Source organism: Rhodococcus sp. WWJCD1 (assembly GCF_002258735.1).
GTDB lineage: Bacteria > Actinomycetota > Actinomycetes > Mycobacteriales > Mycobacteriaceae > Rhodococcoides.
Genome location: NZ_NOXY01000031.1, coordinates 31918 through 57181, shown reverse-complemented (window position 1 = coordinate 57181; position 25264 = coordinate 31918). Strand labels below are relative to the sequence as shown.

General features: G+C 64.0%; 27 protein-coding genes. 18 read left to right on the top strand and 9 right to left on the bottom strand.

The features are described 5' to 3' along the window. The first annotated feature begins 8 nt into the window (after window positions 1–8). Window positions 9–1463: a glucose-6-phosphate dehydrogenase gene (zwf, locus tag CH286_RS23275; protein WP_094610508.1), complete on the top strand. Its 1455-nt coding sequence runs from the start codon at window positions 9–11 to the stop codon at window positions 1461–1463. A gap of 6 nt (window positions 1464–1469) precedes the next feature. Here zwf and CH286_RS23270 read toward each other — a convergent pair whose 3' ends face one another. Next, a complete protein-coding gene (locus CH286_RS23270) occupies window positions 1470–1943 on the bottom strand; it encodes a hypothetical protein (protein WP_032403261.1) in 474 nt (157 codons plus the stop codon). A 140-nt stretch (window positions 1944–2083) separates the two neighbouring features. On the opposite strand from CH286_RS23270, the gene thyX reads away from it, so the two are divergent. From thyX to CH286_RS23255, 3 genes are all read left to right on the top strand, one after another. Continuing rightward, window positions 2084–2836 carry an FAD-dependent thymidylate synthase gene (gene thyX / locus CH286_RS23265; protein ID WP_032377139.1) on the top strand — a complete coding sequence of 251 codons (753 nt, stop codon included), beginning with the start codon at window positions 2084–2086 and terminating at the stop codon, window positions 2834–2836. Between the two features lie 101 nt (window positions 2837–2937). Continuing rightward, complete coding sequence (gene dapA / locus CH286_RS23260; RefSeq protein ID WP_032377140.1) at window positions 2938–3846, top strand: 4-hydroxy-tetrahydrodipicolinate synthase; 909 nt, start codon at window positions 2938–2940, stop codon at window positions 3844–3846. Between the two features lie 107 nt (window positions 3847–3953). Continuing rightward, window positions 3954–5705, top strand: coding sequence for a ribonuclease J (locus CH286_RS23255; RefSeq protein WP_094610507.1), 1752 nt, complete (start codon window positions 3954–3956; stop codon window positions 5703–5705). A 3-nt stretch (window positions 5706–5708) separates the two neighbouring features. On the opposite strand, the gene CH286_RS23250 is transcribed toward CH286_RS23255, so the two are convergent. Then, window positions 5709–6488 carry a sulfite exporter TauE/SafE family protein gene (locus CH286_RS23250; protein ID WP_094610506.1) on the bottom strand — a complete coding sequence of 260 codons (780 nt, stop codon included), beginning with the start codon at window positions 6486–6488 and terminating at the stop codon, window positions 5709–5711. 79 nt (window positions 6489–6567) lie between these two features. On the opposite strand from CH286_RS23250, the gene CH286_RS23245 reads away from it, so the two are divergent. Next, window positions 6568–7191, top strand: a complete 624-nt coding sequence (locus CH286_RS23245) for a TIGR03085 family metal-binding protein (RefSeq protein WP_165430212.1) — start codon at window positions 6568–6570, stop codon at window positions 7189–7191. A gap of 70 nt (window positions 7192–7261) precedes the next feature. Beyond that, complete coding sequence (locus CH286_RS23235; protein WP_176458327.1) at window positions 7262–9946, top strand: DNA translocase FtsK; 2685 nt, start codon at window positions 7262–7264, stop codon at window positions 9944–9946. Window positions 9947–10040: 94 nt separating this feature from the next. Here CH286_RS23235 and CH286_RS23230 read toward each other — a convergent pair whose 3' ends face one another. Both CH286_RS23230 and CH286_RS23225 read right to left on the bottom strand, forming a co-directional pair. Further along, window positions 10041–10325 (bottom strand): YciI family protein, encoded by a 285-nt coding sequence (locus CH286_RS23230; RefSeq protein ID WP_032377145.1) that lies wholly within the window; start codon window positions 10323–10325, stop codon window positions 10041–10043. 41 nt (window positions 10326–10366) lie between these two features. Then, window positions 10367–10885 carry an amino-acid N-acetyltransferase gene (locus CH286_RS23225; protein ID WP_037151652.1) on the bottom strand — a complete coding sequence of 173 codons (519 nt, stop codon included), beginning with the start codon at window positions 10883–10885 and terminating at the stop codon, window positions 10367–10369. Between the two features lie 209 nt (window positions 10886–11094). On the opposite strand from CH286_RS23225, the gene pgsA reads away from it, so the two are divergent. The 5 genes from pgsA (at window position 11095) to CH286_RS27925 (ending at window position 14484) form a co-directional block, all read left to right on the top strand. Further along, window positions 11095–11802, top strand: coding sequence for a CDP-diacylglycerol--glycerol-3-phosphate 3-phosphatidyltransferase (pgsA, locus tag CH286_RS23220; protein ID WP_094610503.1), 708 nt, complete (start codon window positions 11095–11097; stop codon window positions 11800–11802). Window positions 11803–12000: 198 nt separating this feature from the next. Next, on the top strand, window positions 12001–12342 hold the full coding sequence (locus CH286_RS23215) for a helix-turn-helix domain-containing protein (protein WP_094610502.1): 342 nt from the start codon (window positions 12001–12003) through the stop codon (window positions 12340–12342). Between the two features lie 144 nt (window positions 12343–12486). Then, window positions 12487–13299: a PspA/IM30 family protein gene (locus CH286_RS23210; RefSeq protein WP_032377147.1), complete on the top strand. Its 813-nt coding sequence runs from the start codon at window positions 12487–12489 to the stop codon at window positions 13297–13299. A gap of 42 nt (window positions 13300–13341) precedes the next feature. Then, window positions 13342–14211: a phage shock envelope stress response protein PspM gene (gene pspM / locus CH286_RS23205; RefSeq protein ID WP_255182750.1), complete on the top strand. Its 870-nt coding sequence runs from the start codon at window positions 13342–13344 to the stop codon at window positions 14209–14211. 99 nt (window positions 14212–14310) lie between these two features. Beyond that, on the top strand, window positions 14311–14484 hold the full coding sequence (locus CH286_RS27925) for a hypothetical protein (RefSeq protein ID WP_032403626.1): 174 nt from the start codon (window positions 14311–14313) through the stop codon (window positions 14482–14484). 12 nt (window positions 14485–14496) lie between these two features. Here CH286_RS27925 and CH286_RS23195 read toward each other — a convergent pair whose 3' ends face one another. Continuing rightward, window positions 14497–15393: a diacylglycerol kinase gene (locus CH286_RS23195; protein WP_094610501.1), complete on the bottom strand. Its 897-nt coding sequence runs from the start codon at window positions 15391–15393 to the stop codon at window positions 14497–14499. A 238-nt stretch (window positions 15394–15631) separates the two neighbouring features. Between CH286_RS23195 and CH286_RS23190 the strand changes: the two genes are divergently transcribed. The 5 genes from CH286_RS23190 (at window position 15632) to CH286_RS23170 (ending at window position 19498) form a co-directional block, all read left to right on the top strand. Continuing rightward, window positions 15632–16252 (top strand): TetR/AcrR family transcriptional regulator, encoded by a 621-nt coding sequence (locus CH286_RS23190; RefSeq protein ID WP_094610627.1) that lies wholly within the window; start codon window positions 15632–15634, stop codon window positions 16250–16252. A gap of 72 nt (window positions 16253–16324) precedes the next feature. Then, window positions 16325–17497 carry a glycosyltransferase gene (locus tag CH286_RS23185; RefSeq protein ID WP_176458326.1) on the top strand — a complete coding sequence of 391 codons (1173 nt, stop codon included), beginning with the start codon at window positions 16325–16327 and terminating at the stop codon, window positions 17495–17497. A gap of 10 nt (window positions 17498–17507) precedes the next feature. Continuing rightward, window positions 17508–17699, top strand: coding sequence for a DUF3046 domain-containing protein (locus CH286_RS23180; protein WP_032377150.1), 192 nt, complete (start codon window positions 17508–17510; stop codon window positions 17697–17699). A gap of 197 nt (window positions 17700–17896) precedes the next feature. Then, window positions 17897–18934, top strand: coding sequence for a recombinase RecA (gene recA / locus CH286_RS23175; protein ID WP_032377151.1), 1038 nt, complete (start codon window positions 17897–17899; stop codon window positions 18932–18934). 12 nt (window positions 18935–18946) lie between these two features. Next, entirely contained in the window at window positions 18947–19498 is a 552-nt protein-coding gene (locus CH286_RS23170) for a regulatory protein RecX (protein ID WP_032403270.1), read from the top strand. Between the two features lie 107 nt (window positions 19499–19605). On the opposite strand, the gene CH286_RS23165 is transcribed toward CH286_RS23170, so the two are convergent. The 4 genes from CH286_RS23165 to CH286_RS23150 form a co-directional block, all read right to left on the bottom strand. Then, on the bottom strand, window positions 19606–20478 hold the full coding sequence (locus CH286_RS23165) for an amino acid ABC transporter permease (protein ID WP_094610500.1): 873 nt from the start codon (window positions 20476–20478) through the stop codon (window positions 19606–19608). Then, window positions 20478–21155 carry an amino acid ABC transporter permease gene (locus CH286_RS23160; protein ID WP_032377154.1) on the bottom strand — a complete coding sequence of 226 codons (678 nt, stop codon included), beginning with the start codon at window positions 21153–21155 and terminating at the stop codon, window positions 20478–20480. The genes CH286_RS23165 and CH286_RS23160 overlap by 1 nt, the downstream gene beginning before the upstream one ends. A gap of 85 nt (window positions 21156–21240) precedes the next feature. Continuing rightward, entirely contained in the window at window positions 21241–22074 is an 834-nt protein-coding gene (locus CH286_RS23155; protein ID WP_037173936.1) for a glutamate ABC transporter substrate-binding protein, read from the bottom strand. 53 nt (window positions 22075–22127) lie between these two features. Next, window positions 22128–22856: an amino acid ABC transporter ATP-binding protein gene (locus CH286_RS23150; RefSeq protein WP_170944851.1), complete on the bottom strand. Its 729-nt coding sequence runs from the start codon at window positions 22854–22856 to the stop codon at window positions 22128–22130. A gap of 282 nt (window positions 22857–23138) precedes the next feature. Here CH286_RS23150 and miaB point away from each other — a divergent pair, with 282 nt between their 5' ends. Continuing rightward, window positions 23139–24656 (top strand): tRNA (N6-isopentenyl adenosine(37)-C2)-methylthiotransferase MiaB, encoded by a 1518-nt coding sequence (gene miaB, locus CH286_RS23145; RefSeq protein WP_441347141.1) that lies wholly within the window; start codon window positions 23139–23141, stop codon window positions 24654–24656. Then, window positions 24653–25240: an Rv2732c family membrane protein gene (locus CH286_RS23140; protein WP_032378420.1), complete on the top strand. Its 588-nt coding sequence runs from the start codon at window positions 24653–24655 to the stop codon at window positions 25238–25240. The genes miaB and CH286_RS23140 overlap by 4 nt, the downstream gene beginning before the upstream one ends. Window positions 25241–25264: the final 24 nt, after the last annotated feature.

Here is a 25264-nt window from a genome sequence, read left to right as displayed (position 1 = left end):
TTTCCACTGTGACTTCGCGCCGGACCGATACCGCCACCGAACTTCCACCCCAGGTCGTCGTGCTGTTCGGGGCGACAGGAGACCTGGCCAAGCGAAAACTCCTGTCCGGAATGATGCACCTGGCATTGTCGGAGCTCGCACCGAACATCCGCGTCGTCGGCACATCGCTCGAAGAGATGTCGACCGACGAATTCCGCGCTCTCGCTCGCGAATCGATCAACACCCACTCGAGTCGCAAAGTGGGCGACGAGCAATGGAGTCGTTTTGCCTCGCGACTGACCTACGTGTCGCAGAAGGCAGGACCGGCGGCGCTGGGAGAGGCTGTGGCCGAGGCCGAGATCGAACTGGGAGGAAGCGCCAAACGGCTGCACTACCTGTCCGTTCCACCGAGAGCTGCACTCGCAGTGGTCGATACGCTCGCATCGGCAGATCTGGTGAAGCGTTCCCGGATCATCATGGAGAAGCCGTTCGGCACCGACCTCGAGAGCGCGATCGCCTTGAATGCACGGGTGCACGAAACGTTCGACGAGGACCAGATCTTTCGGATCGACCACTTTCTCGGGAAGGAACCGGCGCAGAACATCCTGGCGTTTCGTTTCGCCAACGGGTTGTTCGAGCCGATCTGGAACCGCAACTTCATCGATCACGTGCAGATCGACATACCGGAGAAGCTCGCCCTCGACGGTCGAGCAGGGTTCTACGAGTCCACCGGCGCGTACAAGGACATGGTGGTCACCCATCTCTTCCAGGTCCTGGCCTTCATGGCGATGGAACCGCCGACGGCACTCGAGCCCCGCGCGATCAGTGAAGAGAAGAACAAGGTCTTCCGATCGATGGTGCCGCTGGACCCGAAAAGCGTTGTGAGAGGGCAGTATACGGGATATCGATCGGAGGAAGGCGTAGCGCCCGATTCCGACACGGACACGTTCGTGGCACTCAAATGCGAAATCGACAACTGGCGCTGGGCCGGTGTGCCGTTCTACCTCCGTAGCGGGAAACGTCTCGCCGAAGGCCAACGCATCATCTCGATAGCGTTCCGCGAGCCACCGAAGAGCATGTTCCCTGCCGGGTCCGGGGTCGGCGCTCAAGGCCCGGATCATCTGACCTTCGACCTGGCGGACGCATCCAAGGTTTCGCTGTCGTTCTACGGCAAGCGGCCCGGGCCCGGGATGCGCCTGGACAAACTCAGCATGCAGTTCGCCATTCACGAAACCGAACGCGCCGGCGACGTACTCGAGGCCTACGAGCGGTTGATCCTCGACGCCATGTACGGAGACCACACACTCTTCACCACTGCCGAGGGCATCGAACGACTGTGGCAGGTATCGGAGCCGTTGCTGGCGGATCCACCTCCGGTGCGCCTGTACTCGCCGGGATCGTGGGGCCCCAACGCAATTCATCAACTCATCGCGCCGCACGCCTGGCGGCTCCCGTTCGAGCGGGAGTGGCGCGAGAAGAAGTAGCGCCCCTCAGTTGTTCCAGCCGCGATCCTTGCGCATCTGATCACGCAGAGCGCCCTGAACCGCTTGCGACAACCACGAATTGAGAGATACACCGCTGTTGTTGGCGGCATCCTCGGCGCGTTCCTTGATCTGTTCGACCAGCCGAAGCGTCACTCGTCGTACTTCGCCGGAGACGTCGTCCATCGTCGGGTAGTCCTCGGCTTCGGGTGCGTCGGTTACGCCCATGTCCACAATCGGGATGTCGCGTCGTACATCGGCGTGCGCCCGGGGGCCGTCGAGGCGGACGGTGACGGTGTGACCGTCCAGTTCGTTCGACACCTCGGCCGCGAAATCCGACAGCGCGGTGAGCAACATCAATCTGGCCGAGGCCTCCGCGGTCTTTCCGAGTGCCTCCGCCGTCTGCCGGGTGTGTTCGTCTCCCAGGGCGGCAGCCGCAAGAAGATCGGTGCGTAGCGACTCGGTGTACTTGTCCAATTCCATGACGCCAGTGTGACGTCATTGGTGACGTCAGTCAAGGCGCTACAGTGGCGTCGTTCGATCCGTGATGACGTCACGCGTCGCCGAATGCGGTGGTCCGCACTTAGTGTTGTGCGGTGTCATCAGAAATCGAACGTAGAGCGGTGCCCCGAACGGTCGCGTTGAAAGTGCAACTCGTTGCTCGGACCGAATTCGTCCCCCCGGCCGACATCCCGTGGGACACCGACGCGGACGGCGGACAGGCTCTGGTCGAGTTCGCCGGACGTGCGTGCTACCAAAGTTGGTCCAAACCCAATCCCCGGACCGCCACCAATGCGTCGTACCTGCGCCATCTGCTCGACGTGGGGCACCTCTCGGTGCTCGAGCACGCGAGCGTGAGCTTCTACATCACCGGTATCTCCCGGTCGTGCACACACGAGCTCATTCGCCACCGGCACTTCTCCTACTCGCAGCTCTCGCAGCGTTTCGTTCCCGAGCACGACGCCAATGTCGTTCTGCCGCCCGCGATCGAGGGGGACCCCGAGCTCGAAGCACTGTTCGCGACCGCGACGGAGGCCAGTCGCGCGGCGTACACCGAGCTGCTCGGTGCCCTGGAGGGCAAGTTGGAGTCGGTCACCAATGCCGCGTTGCGCGGCAAGCAGGCGCGGCAGGCAGCGAGATCGGTACTGCCGAACGCGACCGAGACACGCGTGGTGGTGAGCGGAAACTACCGCGCATGGCGTCATTTCGTGTCGATGCGTGCCTCGGAGCATGCGGACGTCGAAATTCGCCGCGTCGCCGTCGAATGTCTGCGTAAGCTCGTGTCAGTGGCTCCGGACGTGTTCGGTGACTTCGAGATCTCGACGTTGCCGGACGGTACGGAAGTGGCCCGCAGCCCGTTCGTGACCGAGGTGTAGCGGCAAGGTTCGGATCGGGTCGGAACCGGGTACACCAGCCTGGGTGTCAGCGGAGAGTCCCGCTGCGCGAGAGTGGGCAAAGCACCGGGTAATCTGCTGCCATGACCTACGGTGACGCCGCTCCTTCCGTTGCGCCTGTGTTCGGTACGGTGCTCACCGCCATGGTGACCCCGTTCACGGCGGACGGTAAGTTGGATATCGACGCAGGCGTTCGGCTGGCACATCACCTCGTCGAGCAGGGCAACGATGGACTGGTTCTGGCCGGCACGACGGGCGAATCGCCCACCACCACCGAGAACGAGAAGCTCGAGCTGTTGCGCGCCGTGATCGCCGCGGTGGGTCATCGAGCTCGCATCATCGCTGGAGCCGGGAGCAACGACACAGCGCACAGTGTGGAATTGGCCCGCGATGCCGCTCGTGCGGGTGCGCACGGTCTCCTCGTCGTCACCCCGTATTACTCGCGGCCTCCTCAGGCCGGGTTGTACGCCCACTTCACCGCGGTCGCGAACGCAACCGACCTGCCCGTGATGCTCTACGACATCCCTCCCCGCTCCGTCGTGCCCATCGAGACCGAGACATTGCGCCGACTCGCCGAGCACCCCCGGATTCTCGCGGTCAAGGACGCCAAGGGAGATCTGAACGCAGGCGCGGAACTGATCGCCTCGACAGGCCTGCAGTTTTATTCCGGCGACGATCCACTGAACCTTCCCTGGCTCTCGGTCGGGGCGACGGGCTTCGTCAGTGTCATCGGCCACCTCGTTCCCGCTCGCCTCCGCGAACTGCACACCGCCTTCATGATGGGTGACATCGCGCGGGCGCAGGCGATCAACGTCAGCCTCATCCCGGTCATTCGCTCGGTCGCACGCCTCGGCGGCGTCAGCGCCTCGAAGGCCGGCCTCCGCCTCATCGGAATCGATGTCGGCGAACCACGACTTCCCCAGGTGCCACCGAGCATCGATCACATCGAATTGCTCGCAGCAGAGCTGCGGGCGGCAGGAGTTCTTGTATGACACGACCTAACCGATCGCGCGGACGCGCAACCCGAAACGCCGGACCGCCGTCCGAGCGGCCGGCCCCCACACAGGGCCGGCCGTCAGGTGCCCGGCAGGGCAAGCCGATGGTGCAGAACTCGGCGCGCACTCAGCGTCCCGACACGCGCCGCGAGTTCGATCCGACGCAACGCCTCGGAACTCCGCCCAAGGCACCGTTCAAGGGCCTGCGTGTGGTTGCGCTGGGTGGCATCGGCGAAATCGGTCGCAACATGACGGTGTTCGAGCACCAGGGCAAGATGCTGATCATCGACTGCGGCGTGCTCTTTCCCGAGGACCAGCAGCCGGGTGTCGACCTGATCCTGCCCGACTTCCGGCACATCGAGAATCGCATGGCCGACGTCGAGGCAGTGGTCCTGACGCACGGTCACGAGGACCACATCGGAGCTGTCCCGTTCCTGCTTCGTCTGCGCCCTGACCTGCCAGTCGTCGGATCCAAGTTCACCCTCGCGCTCGTCGCGGCCAAGTGCCGTGAGCATCGGTTGCGTCCGAACCTAGTCGAGGTGATCGAGGGTCAGCACACGCAGCACGGCCCGTTCGACTGCGAGTACTTCGCGGTGAATCACTCGATCCCCGACGCACTGGCCATTGCCATCAGGACCGATGCCGGTCTGGTGCTGCACACGGGTGACATCAAGCTCGATCAGCTGCCGCTCGACGGTCGCCTGACCGACCTGGCCGGCTTCTCGCGGCTCGGCGACGAGGGCGTCGACCTGTTTCTGGTCGACTCCACCAATGCCGAGGTACCCGGATTCGTCACCCCCGAGCGTGAGATCGGTGGCGTGCTCGACACCGTCATCGGCAAGGCGAAGCAGCGCGTCATCGTCGCGTCGTTCGCCAGTCACGTGCACCGCATCCAGCAGGTCATCGACGTCGCCGAGCGGTACAACCGTCGCGTCGCGTTCGTCGGACGCTCGATGGTGCGCAACATGCAGATCGCCCAGGATCTGGGCTATCTGCGGGTGCCCGACAGCCTCGAGGTCAATGTCGACACTGCCGCAACACTTCCCGACGACCGGTTGGTGCTCATCTCCACCGGCTCGCAGGGCGAGCCGCTGTCGGCGCTGTCCCGGATGGCTCGGGGCGAGCACCGTCAGATCAACGTCAAGGCCAACGATCTCGTGGTGCTGGCGTCCTCGCTCATCCCCGGCAACGAGAACTCTGTGTTCGCTGTGGTCAACGGCCTCGCCAAGCGTGGTGCCACCGTCGTGACGCAGCAGAACGCGAAGGTTCACGTCTCGGGCCACGCCTCGGCGGGTGAGCTGCTGTACCTCTACAACGCGGTACGGCCCACCAATGCCATGCCGGTGCACGGCGAGTGGCGTCATCTGCGCGCCAATGCGGCGCTGGCCAAGGCGACGGGTGTACCCGAGGACCGCGTGGTGCTGGCCGAGGACGGCGTGGTGGTCGACATGGTCGACGGGCTCGCCGAGATCGTCGGGCAGGTTCCGGTCGGTCACGTGTACGTCGACGGCCTCTCGGTCGGTGACGTCGGCGATTCGACGCTGTCGGATCGTCTCGTACTGGGCGAGGGCGGCTTCATCGCGATCAGCGTTGCCGTCGATTCGGCCACCGGCCGTGCTGTGACCGCACCCGAGGTGTCCGGTCGCGGTTTCTCCGACGATCCGGCCGCACTCAAGGAAGCCGGTCAACTCGTCGAGTCGGAGTTGCAGCGTCTGGCGTCCGACGGCGTGTCCGATACGCACCGCATCGCGCAGGCCGTGCGCCGTGTCGTCGGTCGGTGGGTAGCGGACAAGTACCGGCGCAAGCCGATGATCGTTCCGACGATCATCGCGGTCAAGCCGCAAACGCAGTCCTAGGGATCAGACGAGCAGTCGCCATACGCCGATGAGGCCGAGGACGACGATGGCACCGCGTAGGGCCGCCGGCGACAGCCGGCGGCCGTACCGGGCTCCGACGGCACCGCCGATCAGCGATCCGACGGCGATCAGACCGGCGGCCTGCCAACTGATGTCGTCGAATCGAAAGATCGTGAAAGCAACTGCGGCAACGATGTTCACCACGAGCGACAGCAAGTTCTTGGCTGCATTCATCCGCTGCATCGTCTCGGGGAGCAGGGCTCCCATAACGCCGATGAGCAGAATTCCCTGTGCTGCAGTGAAATAGCCGCCGTAGACGCCGACCAGCAGAGTGCCGATGGTGACCAGTGCCATTCGGCCGCGACCGATCTGGTTCGCCGCCTTACCCGCCGCCTCCGACCGCCGTTTGGCCCAGGCTTGGATTTTCGGTTGTGCGACAACGAGAATCAGCGCACCGATGAGCAAAACCGGAACCACAGAGGCGAATACTTTTTCCGGTAGGTGCAGCAGCAGCCATGCTCCACCGAGCGCTCCGACGAAAGACGCGGGCAATTGCCAGCGCAGTCGATGCCACTGTCCGCGCAGTTCTCGGCGATACCCCCACGTGCCCGAGACGCTTCCCGCCACCAATCCGATGGCGTTGGACATCGTGGCGACCACCGGGGGATACCCGAACGCGACCAGAGTCGGAAACGTGATCAACGTTCCGGATCCGACGACGGCATTGATCGCACCGGCACCGAGGCCGGCGAGCAGGATGACGAGAATTTCCGATACCGGCACTGTTGGGAGGTTACCCAGACAAAGGATGGGATCCCGCGGCAGGATGCCGCTGGTTCCGTCTGGCCGTAGCCTGGAGCGCGTGAGCCTTGCCCAGGACGAACGTTCCCAACTTGTTCAGACCCTTCTCGACGTGGGTCCCGACGCGCCGACGCTGTGCGGTGAATGGACTGCGGCCGATCTGGCCGCCCACCTCGTCGTCCGTGAACGACGGCTCGACGCGTCGCCGGGCATCCTCCTGCCCCCGCTCGCCGGATACACGGAGCGGGTTCAGCGTTCCGTCGCGAATCGACCGTTCGCGGCCGTGGTCGAGGACGTTCGCACCGGTCCGCCGATGTGGTCGCCGTTCGCTCTGCTGGATCCGCTGATCAACCTCGGCGAGATGTTCGTCCACCACGAAGATCTGCGCCGTGCCACCGGGAGCTGGACGCGACGAAATCTTCCGGTTGCGGTGGAGAAGCGTCTGTGGCCGCAGGTTCGATTCATCGGACGAGCAGGGCACCGCTCGGCACCGATTCCGGTGCACGCTCGCACTCCGGACGGCCGTGCTGCCACGTTCAAGGGGGGCTCCGGCGCCGGTGTGACGGTGGTGGGGGAGCCGTCCGAACTACTTCTCTACGCGTTCGGTCGAGACCAGCTGGAGGTCGAGTTCGAGGGTTCGGCGGGCGACGTCGCTGCAGTGAAAGCGCTCGATCTGAGCTTCTGACGCACATCCTGTCCGCTGTTACTGGTGTTGCGGATGGTTTCGACGGGGCTGTTGCGACTAGCCTGGGTGCATGGCAGGAAAGACCAGCACCTCCACCGCCAGGGCCGGATCCAGCGGATCCGGATCTTCGCGCGCGTCCGGCACCGCTCGTAAGTCCGGCACCGGTCGCACGGCGCGCACCGTCACGACGCCGAAGAAGCCCACCGCGCCGCGCAACCCGGCGACCACTCGGGCGAGCGCGTCGTCTCGCGGTAAGGGACCTGCGAGAGGAGCATCGTCACGGCGTCCGCCCACCAAGAAGAAGTCACGCGGTGCGCTCGACGCGATCGGCCGCGGAATCGCGTCCACATGGTCGATGGCGGCACGAGGTGTCGGTGCCACGACCAGGACGGTCGGTAAGGCCGCCGACATCGAGCACGGACACCGCCGGGACGGAATCGCTCTGGGGCTGATCGCCGTCAGCGTCGTTGTTGCCGCGAGCGTGTGGTTCAGTGCCGGGGGACCCGTCGGTGAATGGATCGAGGTGGGTATCCGCGCCGTCATCGGTGAGGCCGGTTATGTTGCGCCCGTTCTCGGTATCGGCATCGCGGTCGTTCTGATGCGGTCCGAACCCCGTCCAGAGGTGCGGCCTCGGCTGGTTCTCGGCTCGATTCTTCTCGGCCTCCCGATCCTCGGCCTGTGGCACATGGCCGCCGGCTCGCCGACCGACGCCTCAGGCCGGTCCGAGGGTGCGGGCTTCGTCGGGTATGTGGCGGGCGGTCCGATCGCCGATGGCCTCACCGTCTGGTTGGCCGTGCCCCTGCTTCTGCTTGCCGGCCTGTTCGGAGTGCTGCTGCTCACCGGTACCACCGTGCGCGACGTACCGGACCGCATGCGTGCGCTGTTCGGCACCGACAGTCGTGGCGACGAATACGAGGACTACGACCCGGCCGACTTCGGGTCCGAATTCGGAGACGAGGGCTATGGCGACTACGACTCCAACTTCGATGCCGACGGCTATCCGGTCCACGGCGGCGCAGACCCGTACGACAACTATCCGACCGAGGAGTACATCCCGGTCGCGAAGCCGCCGCGCGCCCGTAAGACCCCGACCCCGGAGGCCGCCACCGAGGTGATCACGCCTGCAGCTGCCGCAGTGCCGGTACCCGACGCGCCTCCCGCGCCTGCCCGACCGAAGCCCAAGCCGATCGTCAAGGCGGCCGAACCGAAGCAGGCAGCCGAGGACGACAAGATCGTCGTCGATCGCGTCGTCGATGGGGATTACACGCTGCCGTCGTTGTCGCTGCTCATCGACGGCGACCCGCCCAAGACGCGGAGCCAGGCCAACGACGCCATGATCGAGGCCATCTCGGAGGTGCTCGAGCAGTTCAAGATCGACGCCGCGGTCACCGGATTCACGCGGGGCCCGACGGTTACCCGCTACGAAGTCGAACTCGGACCGGGTGTGAAGGTCGAGAAGATCACCGCGCTCGCCCGCAACATCGCGTACGCGGTCGCGACCGACAACGTACGTCTGCTCGCACCGATCCCCGGCAAATCCGCGGTCGGTATCGAGGTACCGAACTCGGACCGTGAGATGGTGCGACTGGCCGACGTGTTGACCGCGCCGTCGACGCGTAAGGATCACCATCCGCTGGTGATCGGCCTCGGCAAGGACATCGAAGGCGATTTCGTCAGTGCCAACCTCGCGAAGATGCCTCACTTGCTGGTGGCCGGATCCACCGGTTCCGGTAAGTCGAGCTTCGTGAACTCGATGCTGGTGTCATTGCTCGCGCGGGCGACGCCGGACGAGGTTCGGATGATCCTGATCGACCCGAAGATGGTGGAGCTGACGCCGTACGAGGGCATTCCGCACCTCATCACCCCGATCATCACGCAGCCCAAGAAAGCTGCCGCAGCGCTGGCCTGGCTCGTCGAGGAGATGGAGCAGCGCTACCAGGACATGCAGATCAACAAGGTCCGCCACATCGACGACTTCAACAAGAAGGTCCGTTCGGGCGAGATCACCGCACCCCTGGGCAGTGAACGCGTCTACCGGCCCTACCCGTACATCCTCGCGATCGTCGACGAGCTCGCCGACCTGATGATGACCGCCCCGCGCGACGTCGAGGAAGCGATCGTGCGGATCACGCAGAAGGCCCGCGCCGCCGGTATCCACCTGGTGCTCGCCACCCAGCGACCCTCGGTCGACGTCGTGACCGGTCTGATCAAGACGAACGTCCCGTCGCGTCTTGCCTTCGCGACATCGTCGTTGACGGACTCCCGAGTCATCCTGGACCAACCGGGTGCCGAGAAGCTGATCGGTATGGGCGACGCACTGTTCCTGCCGATGGGTGCTGGCAAACCGACACGTCTGCAGGGTGCGTTCATCACCGACGAGGAAATCGCGGCGGTCGTCGACTTCGCCAAGAACCAGGCCGAGCCGGAGTACAACGACACCGTCACCGCAGCGAAGGTCTCGGACAAGAAGGATGTCGACCCCGATATCGGCGACGACCTCGACGTGCTGTTGCAGGCGGTCGAACTCGTCGTGACCAGCCAGTTCGGTTCGACGTCGATGCTGCAGCGCAAACTACGCGTCGGCTTCGCCAAGGCCGGGCGCTTGATGGACCTGATGGAGAACCGCGGAGTGGTGGGACCGAGCGAGGGATCGAAGGCTCGCGAAGTGCTCGTCAAACCGGACGAGCTCGACGGTCTGCTGTGGTCGATCAAGGGTGGCGACCCGGACGAGCAGCCGGCTTCGGACGAGTTCTGACGGTTCCGAGGGGCTCCCGAGCCGGGTGAATGGACCACTGCAGCCGTCTGGGCCGTGCAGTGGTCCATTCACGTGGGCCGAGTGAGCAGGGCGATCAGGACGTGAAAGTGCCCATGACCGGAGTCCATTCGTCGAACGTTGCCGACTCGATCAGGTTCTCGATCGCGAACGGATCCTGCGCGAAGAGTGTTTCGACGGTCGCGGCGTCCGGCCCTTCGACCAGCAACAGTGCCCCGCTGCCGTCGGCGTAGGGGCCACTCGAGACCAGCGTCTTCTGTTCGAGCAGTTCGGCCAGCCAAGCACGGTGGGCTGCGCGATGGGTGTCGCGGCCGTCCGTGGTGGTGGGGGAGTAGGTGTAGCTGACGGCGATGAGGGGCATTGCGCTCTCTTCCGGATTCGGGGGTTGTCCGGAGAATTCTGTCAGAGGGACAGCAGCATTCGAGTGTTGCCCAGAGTGTTCGGCTTGACGTAGCTCAGGTCCAGGAATTCCGCCACGCCGGTGTCGTACGACCGGCACATCTCCGCGTAGACCTCGGCGGTGACGGGGGTTCCGTCGATTTCGGCGAATCCGTGCCGAGAGAAGAAGTCCACCTCGAACGTCAACACGAACACTTTCTGCAACGCCAGATCACGTGCGACCTCGACGAGTTTGGCGACGATGAGATGGCCGGCACCGTGTCCTTTCGCAGCGGGATCGACTGCCACTGTTCGTACCTCGCCGAGATCGGCCCAGAGCACATGCAGTGCCCCGCACCCGATGACCTCGCCGTCACGTTCGGCGACCCAGAATTCCTGTACGGCTTCGTAGAGCGTGACGAGGTTCTTCTCGAGCAGAATCCGGCCGGCGTAGATATCGATCAGGCGCTTGATCTCGGGAATGTCCGAGGTCCTGGCACGACGCACGGTGAGGGTGCCGACGTGTGCGGAGTGGCGGTCCATGGTCTCGGAATGTGCGTCGGATTCGGGATTTGCGGTGTCGCGACTCGCCCGATTCGGCCCAGAAGTCATGGGGTGAACAGTAGTCAGTACCGCAACCGATAAACTTTTCGTGTGTCGTTCAGTGAGCTGTGTCCCCGTCTCGGCGGGTGGACGCTGCGCGAGGGTGGACCTACCGCCGGATTCGACACTGTCGGCTCGCGAGTTCGACGATGACCGAGCCCGTTGCGCCTGATCAGGGCGTCCCGTCGAGTAGTGGTGGGGCAAACGGTCGTGCCCCGGTCAGCGGTGTCTCCCGCGCCGTGAGTGGTGCGCGCAGCACGGATTTGCCACATGGCAACGCAGCCCCCGGTGGGACCGACGAGGTGCCGTTGCTCAACATCGCCAACATCTTGACGGTTCTTCGAATCGCGCTGGTGCCGGTGTTCCTCGCGGCGTTGTTCGTCGGTGACGGCCACGACACCACCTGGCGCCTGACAGCCACCGCGGTCTTCGCTGTTGCCGCCATCACCGATCGGATCGACGGCCAGGTGGCACGCAAGTACGGTCTGGTCACCGATTTCGGAAAGATGGCAGACCCCATCGCAGACAAGGCTCTGATCGGTGCCGCGCTCGTCGGTCTGTCGATGTTGGGCGATCTGTCCTGGTGGGTGACCGTGATCATCGGGGTGCGGGAAATCGGCATCACTGCGGTGCGCTTCGCAGTCATCCGGCACGGCGTGATCCCCGCCGGTCGCGGCGGAAAGGTCAAAACTCTGGTGCAGACATTCGCCATCGGGGTGTACCTGTGCCCGCTGCCGAGTGCGGTCGATCCGGTCGCGATGGTGCTGATGGCTCTCGCGGTTCTGCTGACCGTCTACACCGGTATCGATTACGTGGTGCAGGCCGTTCGGCTGCGCCGAGGAGTGTCCGCCTCGTGAACGCGTCGGCGGGTTACAGTCTTGGCAAACGTGTCGGAGGTGCTTCGGCGCGTGTTGGAGTGAACGGGCATATAGGGTCGGGAACCAATCGGACCGACTGGGACGTTGAACATCATGACGGCTCCGGACCAACGAGATATGAACGTTGTCGTCTCGACGGCTCGGCCGTCGGCACGGACACCAACGAGGAGGAGCGAGATGGCGCTGCTACTGCGTGAAGCACTCGGCGACAGTCTGCGGCGTACTCGCGTCGCACAGAGCCGAACCCTGCGTGAAGTCTCGAATACTGCACGCGTGAGCCTGGGGTATCTCTCTGAGGTGGAACGTGGCCGTAAGGAGGCGTCGAGCGAACTGCTCGCCGCGATCTGCGATGCCCTCGCCGTCCCGCTCTCGGATGTCATGAGCGATGTCAGCGTGACACTGTCCGACGCGTCCATCGCGGCCGCTCGACTCGACGAGGCGGCCGTCGCCACTCGCATCGACGGCGATACCCGTGTCGTGATTCCCGCACCTGCTGCCAGAGCTCTCGCTGCCGCCTAAGATCGGAAAAGTACTCCGTTTCCACTCCTGACCCAGACCAGACACCCGACTTTTTCAGCACGGACAGGTTCGTTCCGGTCACTGCGAGAGCAGCCGACCCGTACGCGGCCACCGCGGCGCAACAGATGGAGGCAGGACCACCCCATGGCTAATCCTTTCGTCAAGGCCTGGAAATACATGATGGCGCTCTTCAATTCCAAGATCGACGAGAAGGCCGACCCCAAGGTTCAGATTCAGCAGGCGATCGAAGATGCGCAGCGGCAGCATCAGGCTCTGTCCCAGCAAGCTGCGTCCGTCATCGGTAATCAGCGTCAGCTCGAGATGAAGCTCAGCCGGCAGCTGGACGAGGTCGAGAAGCTCAACGCGAACGCTCGGCAGGCAGTCACGCTGGCAGATCAGGCCGCCACAGCGGGCGATATCGAGAAGGCCACGCAGTACACCAATGCTGCCGAGGCGTTCGCCGCTCAGCTGGTGACCGCCGAGCAGAGTGTCGAGGACCTCAAGGTTCTGCACGATCAGTCATTGCAGGCTGCTACTCAGGCCAAGAAGGCCGTCGAGCAGAACGCAATGGCACTGCAGTCCAAGGTCGCCGAACGCACCAAGCTGCTCAGCCAGCTCGAGCAGGCGAAGATGCAGGAGAAGGTCAGCGAATCGCTGCGCTCGATGGACAGCACGCTGTCCGCTCCCGGTAACACTCCGAGCCTGGACGCTGTTCGCGACAAGATCGAGCGCCGCTACGCCGATGCTCTCGGTTCGGCCGAGTTGGCTCAGAACACTGTCTCGGGTCGCATGCTCGAGGTCCAGCAGGCTTCGGTGCAGATGGCGGGCCACAGCCGGCTCGAGCAAATTCGCGCGTCCATGGCCGGCGACTCGCTGCCGTCCGGCGATTCTGCTGCTGCCAAGCCGTCGATCGCCAAGTCCCCGAACGCAACGCCCGAGCCTCCGGCCCAGGCGTGATCGTCCGGACGAACACGCCTGTCGACTGACACCACTCTCGGCATGGGTAGGAAAGAACACGAATCGGGCCGGTCGCGTAAGCGGCCGGCCGTTTCGCTCGATCGGGACTCCATCACCGCGGCGGTAGCGGAGTCGGGCGCGGTGGTGCGGTCTCTGGCGGAGTCGGCGCGCAGTGTCGGTACGTCCGTGTTCGATGCTGCCGGACGTCGAAAAGACCCTCGGGCCAAGCATCTGAAGAAGATTCGTCGAGCCAGACGACGAGGAATCCGGTTCGGAGCCGCCTCCAGCACGACGGCAGCGGGAACTGCAGGACTGGCTGTGCTGTCTGCACCGGAGTGGTCGCTGTTCGTCGGCGGCGGAGGTGCCGCGCTCATGGCCGTTCCGGCTGTGTTCGCGGTCACCCGGCTCCGCCGGCTGCGATCCCAGCCCGTACCCGTAGGGATACCGGCCAGGCGCACGCTGCCTCAGCGCGGATCTGCCGCATACGAACCGATGGAGCGGCTGGCGGGAGCCGAGAAGAGTCTGTTCGAGCTGTTGGGGATTCTGGCGAGATCCGAGACGATCGGGACCGACGAGGTGGAAGAGACGATCGGTGTGGCCTCGGACGCTGCCCAGGGCCTCGAGGGTGTTGCCGTCGACATCGCCGCTCTGGAACGAGCAGGGGCAGCCAGCTTCGCCACACGTGAACATCTGCGTAACGGAATAGATTCGGCTGCAGCCGACCTCGCGGCCGGCGTCGATCAGTACGAACAACTGGTCGCGGCCGCTGCACGCATGACCGGGCCGGCTGCATTCACATCGACGACGGTTGTGGGCGTCCACCGCCGCGAGCTCGAGTCGGCCACCGACCGATTGCAAGGATGGGCCGAGGCACTCACCGAGATCGATCGGATTCGGGCGCGGCACCGCTGACACAATTCAGGGTTCACCCCGATGTGCTCGGAGCGCACCGATGTCAAGATCGACGTACGCGACACGACACGGTGCGCGTCGATACGGTTGGAGTTCCACATGTTCTGGAAAGTACTCGGATTCATCGTCCTGATCTGGATCGCACTCGCGCTACTCGGCACCATCATCAAGGGTGTGTTCTGGCTGGTTGTGGCCGGTGCGATCGTCTTGGGACTGGTGTGGCTGTACAAAGCGATCTCCTCGAACGACGACCATCCTTCGCTCAAGTTCTGACTCGTCCGTCCCTCACCCTCCCGACGAGCGATTCCGGGCCACGAACACCCGTAGAGCACCCGGTACGGTCTGCACTGTGACCGGAAGATCGCCGACGCGTTCACCGTCCGCGTATGCGACGATTCCCTCGCACCTGAGGGTGACCCGCTCCGACGTGTAGGTGTCGACCTCGGGGAGATCGATGTGCGTTCCCCGGTAGAGGGTAGGCGACATCCTGAGAAGTCGAGTTCGGCTGACTCCCCGCACGACGGTGATGTCGAGCAGTCCGTCGTCCACTCGAGCCGCGGGGCATATCTCCATCCCGCCGCCGTAACAGCTGCCGTTTCCGACGGCGACCAGCGTGGCGTCGACTCGAAGTTCGGCATCGTCCAATTCCATGACGTACGAGAGCTTTTCGAGCGTGGCCAACTGCAGAATCATGGCCGCGTTGTAGCGCAGAGGACCGCCGAACCATCGAAGCCGACCGGCTCTCTCGGTGACCAGGGAATCGAAACCACTGGACAAGACTGTTGCAAACCACCGGTCACCCACTCGACCCAAATCGATCGTTCGCGTGAGATCGTCGGCGACGACGTCGGCTGCCCGGACTGCATCGCCCCGAGGTATCCCCAGAACGCGGGCCAGATCGTTTCCGGTCCCCGCAGGTATCAGACCCATCGGGGTGTCGGTGCCGGCGAGTACCTGTATCACGAGATTGATAAGCCCGTCGCCGCCGACCGCGACCACGGCGTCCGTTCCGCTGTCGACGGCTCTGTTCAACAATGCCAACGCGTCTCCCGGGGTGCGGCCTTCGATGGCCGTGACGTGAATTTCGCGTTCGCGGAGTCGTGCCACGGCACGCCGACCGGTATGCGCTGCGCGCCCACCACCGGCCGTCGGATTGGTCAGCACTGTCACCGATCGGGTCATGGTCGTCCGGATTCGTCGGTCACGTCGATCAGCTTGCCAGGGTTGACGATTGCCGTGTCGGTGACCGGCGCTATTCCCCGTCGACTGTCTTCGGCGTAGATTGCCGATTCATGCTCTCGCCGAATCGAGGACCGAATGCGACCGAAGCCGTGAGGTACAGTAACGAAATTACTTGATCCGGCCCGTGGTACAGATCTTCGGCCCATAGTGTGAAGGGAGGCACGTGACCGAGCGACCGGTGTCGAGTCCTGCCTCGTCTCAGTTCACGCATCCGTGCGAGACGGATGCGCCCGAGAAGTCGATCGAAGACTCCGTCCTCGATGCGGCCCGATCGTGCATCCTCGAGCATGGAGTCAGGCGCACCACCCTGGCCGAGATCGCCCGACGAGCCGAGGTCAGCAGACCTACTGTCTACCGGAGATGGACGGATACCCGGGCAGTGGTGTCCAGCCTGCTCACCCGCGAGATCAGCGCACTCATTCCGAGCTTCGACGCGACCGCGTCCGGTCGAGAGCAGATCGTGACCGCTGTGGGCGAGGCTGCCGATCGGATCCGAATCCACCCGCTGTTCGTGAAAATTCTGCGTTCCGATTCCGATGTGCTCGCTACCTACATCCTGCATCGTCTCGGTACCAGTCAGTCGTTGATCATCGATACTCTGACGTCGTTGGTGGTTGTGGGACAACGTGATTCATCGATTCGTCCCGGGGACCCCACAGCGTTGGCCACGATGTTGCTGCTGATGGTGCAGTCGGCTGTTCAGTCCGCCGAGATGGTGTCCGAGCGCATCCCCGGTGCCGAGGTGATGCACCAGATGGCGTACGCGGTCGATGCCTATCTGCGTCCCCGGAGCGCGTGACGGGATTTCGCTGACCTGCGGTGACCTCGACACGCGTCGAGCTCGTGGAGTCGGGTGTGGCACGCTGGTCCGGTGCGAGTTGCAGTGGTGGCCGGGCCCGATCCGGGGCATGCGTTTCCGGCCATTGCCCTGTCTCTGTTGTTTCGTCGGGCCGGTGACGAACCGGTCCTGTTCACCGGAAGTCGTTGGGTGCCCGACGCCCGTGCGCTCGGGCTGCGGGCATTCCCGTTGGGCGGACTGGCACCGCGACCGGAGGACGACGATCTGGACGCCGGACAGCGTATCCACTCTCGCGCGGCGTTCGTCTCCACCGAATTGTTGCCCGACCTCGAGCGGGAGAACGTCGACCTCGTGGTGTCCGACATCCTGACCGCAGGAGGCGGCATGGCTGCCGAACGGCTCGGTACACCCTGGGTCGAGCTCTCGCCCCATCCTCTGTATTCACCCTCGAAAGGGTTGCCGCCCATCGGAAGTGGTCTGGCTCCCGGCACCGGTCTTCGTGGCAGGCTGCGCGATACCGTGATGCGTGCTCTGACGGCACGCTCGATTGCGCAGGGGCGGACTCAACGCTCCCTTGCCAGGACGAGTATCGGGCTCCCGCCCCGGGATCCGGGCCCGAGTGCTCGTCTGATTGCCACCATTCCCGCGTTGGAGGTGGAGCGTCCCGACTGGCCCGGGGACGCGCACGTGATCGGTCCGTTGCTGTGGGAGCCGACCGACGATCTGCTCGAGCTGCCGGACGGCGAATCCCCTTTGGTGATGGTCGCCCCGTCGACGGCGTTCACCGGTGCCGAGGGAATGCTCGAGATGGCGCTGAAAGGGTTGGACGGCACCGGGGTTCGGGTCGTGGCGTCGGTTCTCGACGGGGTCCCCGATGTACTGCCGAACTGGGCGAATGCGGGCCTCGGTCGGCAGGACGAGCTTCTGCGTCACGCCGATGTGGTGGTGTGCGGTGGTGGTCATGGCATGTTGGCCAAAGCTCTCATTCACGGAGTTCCGGTGGTGACCGTGCCCGGTGGCGGTGATCAGTGGGAACTGGCGAATCGGGCCGCGCGGCAGGGGAGCGCCGTGATCGTGCGACCCCCTACGGCAACGTCCATCGCCGGCGCGGTGGCCGACGTTCTCGCCGATCCGCGATTTGCCAGGGCTGCCGCCGTGGCGGCGGCAGGCGCGAAGTCCGTCGAAGATCCGGTGACGGTATGCCACGAGGTCCTCGCTCGGAACGCGCGAGGGACGGGACGTTAGGGTTGACGATGTGCGTCTGACCGAATTTCGTGAACTGCTCACCGAGGAGTTCGGCTCCGTTCGAGGCAATTCCCTGTTGACCGATCATGTGCTGTCCGGGATCGGACGAACCGGGGCTCAGGCCATCGAGGAGGGCGTCGACCCGAGGGAAGTGTGGCGCTCGATCTGCTACGAGTTCGACGTTCCCAGAGAACGCTGGTAGCGCTCCGCGGATCGGATCGAGTTTGCTCGGCGTGTCGAACGTCGTGGTAGTTGACTCGAACACGTGTTCCCCTATGCTGGTGTCAACGGTTGCTGAGCGGTCCAGAGAAACTTCTTGTCGGTACCCCGTTCTAGCGTTACCGACGACAAAGCTGATCGACACGACACAGCTGAACGACACGACACAGGGAGCTCACGATGGCTGCATACGATCGCGACAAAGCGCTCGATCTCGCACTCGCGCAGATCGACAAGAACTTCGGCAAGGGTTCGGTGATGCGCCTCGGTGACGAGGTCCGCCAGCCCATTGCCGTCATCCCCACAGGATCGATCGCGCTCGATGTGGCACTCGGCATCGGAGGGTTGCCGCGTGGTCGTGTCATCGAGGTCTACGGCCCGGAGTCCTCGGGTAAGACCACCGTTGCCTTGCACGCGGTGGCCAGTGCTCAGCGGGCCGGCGGAATCGCTGCCTTCATCGACGCGGAGCACGCACTGGATCCGGACTACGCGAAGAAGCTCGGTGTCGACACCGATGCTCTGCTGGTCTCGCAGCCCGATACCGGCGAGCAAGCCCTCGAAATCGCCGACATGCTGATCCGTTCGGGCGCACTCGATATCCTCGTGATCGACTCGGTGGCCGCACTCGTGCCGCGCGCCGAGATCGAAGGCGAGATGGGCGACAGTCACGTGGGTCTTCAGGCTCGCCTGATGAGCCAGGCGCTGCGCAAGATCACCGGCGCGATGAGCAATTCCGGCACCACCGTCATCTTCATCAACCAGTTGCGCGAGAAGATCGGCGTCATGTTCGGCTCTCCCGAAACCACCACCGGTGGTAAGGCATTGAAGTTCTACGCCTCGGTTCGACTCGACATCCGCCGCATCGAGACCCTGAAGGACGGAACCGACGCCATCGGTAACCGCACTCGGGTCAAGGTCGTCAAGAACAAGGTCGCGCCGCCGTTCAAGCAGGCCGAGTTCGACATCATCTACGGCAAGGGCATCAGCCGCGAGGGCTCGTTGATCGACATGGGCGTCGAGCACGGCTTCATTCGTAAGTCGGGTTCGTGGTTCACCTACGAGGGCGATCAGCTCGGCCAGGGCAAGGAGAACGCCCGCAAGTTCATGCTCGAGAACCCCGACGTGCGGGACGAGATCGAGAAGAAGATCATGGAGAAGCTGCAGATCGGCGCGGACGTCACCGCAGAGGAGCCCGCAGTCGCTCCGGTCGACTTCTAACCTGTTGTCGCTGTGCAGCAGCGAGACGAGGGTGGCGGCACCGAGGCGCAGGCGAAGGATGTCTGCCTTCGGTTGCTGACCGACCGAGCGCGTAGCAGGCACGAACTCGAAGCGAATCTTGCGAAGAAGGGCTTCACTGCCGAGATCACGGCCGCAGTTCTCGACCGACTCGAGAAGGCAAAGCTTGTCGACGACGAGTCCTTCGCGCAGCAATGGGTCCAATCCCGGCACAAATATTCGGGCAAGGGCAAACGCGCGCTGAGCATGGAGCTCCGAACCAAGGGCGTCAGCAACGAGCTCGCTGTGAGCGCATTGGATCTGATCGACGCCGACGACGAGCGCCAGCGTGCAGGTGAACTGGTACGCAAGCGATTCCGCACCCTGAGGCTGCCCGATTCGAGTGGTCCGGATGCCCGTGTGGAGCGTGACAAGGTAGTCCGCAAGCTGGTCGGTATGCTCGCTCGCCGCGGATACTCGCAAGGAATGGCATTTGCGGTGGTCAAAGAAGAACTCGACCGCGCAGGTGCAGACACCGAAGACTTCGACGGCCCCGACTCGATGTGATCGTCCACCTCGAGACGGTGCCGTCGAGAAACAGTAAGGCCCGCAACACCATCGGTGTTGCGGGCCTTACTTGTCCAGGATTACCGAATGTTTCAGTCGATCCGAGGTCAGGCTGCCTGACCGCCGTCGAGAGCAGGAACGACGGCAGTCGCCCCCGCCTTGCGCTTACGAGAACGCAGACGACGTTCGACCACGGTGGCCAGCTTCGTCAGCGCCGAGTTGATGATGATCATGATGACAGCCACGATCACCAACGACGGCAGATAATTGCTGTAGAACGCGCCCACCTGCTGTCCCGAACGGACGACCTCGACGTACCCGATGACGTAACCGAGCGCCGAGTCCTTCAGTGCCACCACCATCTGCGAAATGATCGCCGGAAGCATGGCAGTGACGGCCTGGGGGAGCAGAACCAGCAACATGACCTGGCTCTTGCGCATGCCCAAAGCCGACGCGGCTTCGCGTTGACCCTTCGGTAGCGAATTGACACCGGCGCGCACGATTTCGGCAATGACCGAACCGTTGTACAGAGTCAGGCCTGTGACCACGGCAGCCAAGGCAAGATACTTGACCTTGAAGACCTCGTAGTCGGCGTACACCGCGTACAGGAAGATCATCAGGATCAGTACGGGAACTGCGCGGAAGACCTCGACGAATGCGCCACTGATCACCCGTACCACCCGGTGATCGGAGAGCCTGCCGATACCTAGGGCCGCACCGAGGACGAGCGCGAACACGATCGACAGCGCTGCCGCCACCAGAGTGCCCTGAATGCCGGGTATGAGATACGTGGTCCACGTGGTCGATTCGAGGAACGGATCCCACTTCTCGGCGGTCAGCTGACCTTTGGAGTCGAGTGCCCGGTAGATCAGGAACGCGAGGCCCAACGAGACGATCGCGACGACGACAGTCAGAATTCGGTAGCGCAGTACCGCTTTCGGACCCGGAACGTCGTACAGAACTGCTACTGCATCACTCATCATGACACCGCCAATCGCTTGCTGATGTAGCCGAACAGCAACCCGGTCGGGAGCGTCAGGATCATGAAGCCGAGGGCGAAGATGCCGCCGACGACGAAGATCGCGGCTTCGTTCTCGATCATGTTCTTCATCAGGAACGACGCCTCCGCGACGCCGATGACCGAGGCGATGGTCGTGTTCTTCGTCAGTGCGATCACGACACTGCCGAGAGGTCCGACCACGGCTCGGAATGCCTGTGGGAGAACGACGATGGAGATGTTCTGGGTGAACGTCATTCCCAGTGATCGGCCCGCTTCTGCCTGACCGACCGGGACAGTGTTGATTCCCGAGCGTAGAGACTCGGCCACGAACGACGCGGTGTAGACACTCAGACCGAGGATCGCCAAGCGAAAGTTGTTGTCGTCGAGGAATGTCGACGACGACTCCGACGCGAGGGAGACACCCATGGTCTGGTAGAGGCCGAACGAGGTGAACAGAATGATCAGGGTCAACGGGGTGTTACGAAAAATGGTGACGTACGTCGCGGCTATGCCACGTGCGATCGGGATGGGAGACACCCGCATCGCGGCAATGATCGTTCCGATGACCAGCGCGCCGACGAGGGATGCCAACGTCAGGTAGATGGTCGAGAGGAACGCGTCGATCAGTTGATCGCCGTACTTGCTCAATAGGTTCACGGTGCTTGTTGATCCTCACGGCTCGGCGAGATCGAACCGTCGTGTTCCGCGTGCACACGCACGCGGAACACGACGACAGGGTCGATCAGTAGCGGTCGACGGTGGGCGGGGTCGGCAGCGGGTAGCCCGATGCGCCCACGGTGTCGTTGAACGCCTGCTCCCAGGCACCGCTGGAGACCATCTCTTCGATGGCGTCGTTGATCTTGTTGCGTCCGTCGGTGTCGTCCTTGTTCAGGCCGATGCCGTAGTTCTCCGTGGTGAACGGCTCGCCGACCACCTTGAACTGTCCGGGGGACTGTGCTGCATAGCCGGCGAGGATGATGTCGTCGGTGGTCACGGCGTCGACCGTGCCGTTGCGCAGGGCTTCCACACACGCGGAGTACGTGTCGAACGGCTGCAGCTGCACGCCGGGGTACTCGTCGGCGATGTTCTGGGCCGGGGTGGATCCGGTGACCGAGCAGAGCCGCTTACCGTCGTTGAGCGAATCGGCACCGGTGATGTCGGTGTTGTCTTCGCGGACGAGCAACGACTGACCCGCCACGAAGTACGGCCCGGCGAAGCCGACCTTCTCCTTGCGGGTGTCGGTGATCGAGTAGGTGGCGACGATGTAGTCGACCTCGCCGTTTTCGATCAGGGTCTCGCGCTGTGCCGAGGGAGACTCCTTGAATTCGATGTTCGCCTCGTCGACGCCGAGCTTGCCTGCGACGTACTTGGCGACCTCGACGTCGAATCCGCTGAAGGTGCCGTCCGGATTGCGCAGACCGAGGCCGGGCTGATCGAACTTGATGCCGACGATGAGGTTGCCGGATTCGGCGCTGCTCGAGATGGTGCGGGCTTCTTCGCCGCCGCCGCAGGCGGTGGCGACGATGGAGAGAGCGGCGATGGCGACACCGAAGCGAAGCGGTCGGGTGATTCTCACAGTGAATGTCCTTAAGGATCGGTTCGGGTATGCGGGGTGAACGGTGAAGCGGGTCAGTGACCGAGGATCTTGCCGAGGAAGTCCTTGGCGCGTTCGGACTTGGGGGACTTGAAGAAGGTTTCGGGATCGGTGTCCTCGACGACGGCTCCGTCGGCCATGAAGATGACGCGGTCGCCTGCCTTGCGGGCGAAGCCCATCTCGTGGGTCACGACGAGCATCGTCATGCCCTCCTTGGCGAGCGAGGTCATGACGTCGAGTACCTCGTTGACCATTTCGGGGTCGAGGGCCGAGGTGGGCTCGTCGAACAGCATCACCTTGGGGTTCATGGCGAGCGATCGAGCGATGGCGACACGCTGCTGCTGACCACCGGAGAGCTGAGCGGGGTACTTGTCGGCCTGGTTGGCGATCCCCACGCGTTCGAGCAGAGCCAACGCGCTCTTCTCTGCCTCGTCCTTCTTCTGCTTGCGCACCTTCATGGGCGCGAGCATGACGTTCTGCAGGATTGTCTTGTGTGCGAACAGGTTGAACGACTGGAACACCATGCCCACGTCGGCACGCAGTGCCGCAAGAGCCTTTCCTTCGGCGGGGAGTAGATCTCCGTCGACCTCGATGGCACCGGAATCGATCGGCTCCAACCGGTTGATCGTTCGGCACAGAGTCGACTTACCCGATCCTGAAGGACCCACGACGATGACGACCTGACCGGCCGGCACTTCCAGGTTGATGTCCTTGAGGACGTGCAGATCACCGAAATGTTTGTCGACGGATTTGAGCGAGATCATCGAAGGTGCGCCCGGCGGGGGTGTCGATGCCGGCGCGTCGGTGGCGTGCGTCATAAGTCGAAACCCTATGCGTAGTTTCCTCGCCGACCGGCGTTTTCGCCTGCCATCTTCGATTATGTAATGGAAACTTTACTGTCGGCCCGCATCGGCCCTGCACAGTCTGTGGTGGAGCCTGCGACCCCGGCGGGCCAGTCGGTGCGATGGACGTACCCTGGAGGGGTGCAGACGAGTGTTTTTCCGACCGTGGACGTGGCCGATCGCGGGAGTACCGATCCCGTGCCGGTGATCGACCCGTCGGCGGCAGTTCCCCGCAGCTACGAGGTGCGTACGCACGGTTGTCAGATGAACGTTCACGATTCCGAGCGGCTGTCGGGTCTGTTGGAGGAGGCCGGCTACGTTCCTGCGGACGCCGGCACCGATGCCGACCTCGTCGTCTTCAACACGTGCGCGGTGCGGGAGAACGCCGACAACAAGCTCTACGGCAACCTCGGCATGTTGCGGCCGGCGAAAACGCGAAACCCCAACATGCAGATCGCTGTCGGTGGCTGCCTTGCTCAGAAGGATCGCAACACGGTGGTCGACAAGGCTCCGTGGGTCGACGTCGTGTTCGGCACCCACAACATCGGGTCGCTGCCGGTGTTGCTCGAGCGCGCCCGGCACAACGAGCAGGCCCAGGTCGAGATTCTCGAGTCCCTGGAAGCTTTTCCGTCCACCCTGCCTGCGAAGCGGGAGTCGACGTACGCGGGCTGGGTGTCGATCTCCGTGGGCTGCAACAACACCTGCACCTTCTGCATCGTCCCGGCGCTGCGCGGCAAGGAGATCGACCGCCGACCGGGCGACATCCTCGCCGAGGTGCAGGCTTTGGTGGACCAGGGCGTGCTCGAAGTGACGCTGCTCGGTCAGAACGTCAATGCCTACGGTGCCTCGTTCGCCGATCCGGACATGCCTCGAGATCGCGGCGCGTTCGCGTCTCTGCTGACCGCCTGCGGCTCGATCGAGGGGCTCGAGCGGGTGCGCTTCACGTCTCCGCATCCGGCCGAATTCACCGATGACGTCATCGAGGCGATGGCGGCCACTCCGAACATCTGCCCCACTCTGCACATGCCGCTGCAGTCCGGATCGGATCGAATCCTCAAGGCGATGCGCAGGTCCTATCGGCAGACGAAGTTCATGGGCATCATCGACAAAGTGCGCGCGGCCATGCCGCACGCAGCCATCACCACCGACATCATCGTCGGCTTCCCGGGCGAGACCGAAGAGGATTTCGAGCAAACCCTCGACGTGGTGCGCCGCGCGAAGTTCGCGAACGCCTACACCTTCCAGTACTCCAAGCGTCCAGGTACACCCGCCGCCGACATGCCCGATCAGATCCCCAAAGAAGTTGTGCAGGAACGGTATCTGCGGTTGATCGCGTTGCAGGAAGAGATGGTTCTCGCCGCCAACCAGGCGCTGATCGGTACCGAGGTCGAACTGCTCGTCGCGACCGGTGAGGGGCGAAAGAATGCCGCCACGCATCGGATGAGCGGTCGAGCACGAGACGGTCGACTCGTGCACTTCGCCGTCGACGCCGACAGAGCGAGCGATATTCGCCCGGGCGACGTCGTCACCACCACCCTCACCGCGGCCGCTCCGTACCACCTCATCGCCGATGCGGGAGTGCTCACGCACCGCCGCACGGCAGCAGGCGACGCGCACGAACGCGGCGTCATGCCGAAGACGGCACCGATCGGCGTCGGCCTCGGACTTCCCTCGATCGGCGCACCGGCGCCGCTTCCGGTTCAGACAGGATGCAACGTATGACCGAGACAGACGGACCCGACCGCGTCGTACCTTCACGATCCGCAGAGGAACTCGGACGAACCGAGAGAGCGGTGATGACCGAGTTGGACCCCGGCGCGCGTGCCATGGTCGTGGCCGGGCTGGTGCTGGTCCTACTGGTCACATTCGCGTTGCCGCACACCGGATCTGCCAGCGGATTCGATGTGCTCTCCGGTAGCGATGCGGCAGTCGCCGAATCGATTGCACTGCCGTCGCGGATCTTCGTCGTGCTGGTGCTGACGTTCGGTGTGGTCATGTCCGTACTGGCGCTCGTCACCCGAATGTGGGCGTTGGCCTGGGCGGCGCTTGCCGGCTGCGCGGTGTCGTCGGTGTTCGGGATGCTCTCGATCTGGTCGAGGCAGACCGTGCCGGACAACCTGCAGGGCGCCGGGCCGGGGATCGGTCTGATCATCGCGTGGATCGCCGTGATGGCGTTGACATTCCACTGGCTCAAAGCAGTGTGGAACAAGACGAACTCGCAACTCGCAGCTCAGGAACAGCGACGCATCGCGGCCGCGTCGGGCGAACAGAAGCTGCGACTGTGGGACGGCCACTCGGCCCCGTAGGTCCGATCGGCCGTCCCCAGTCAG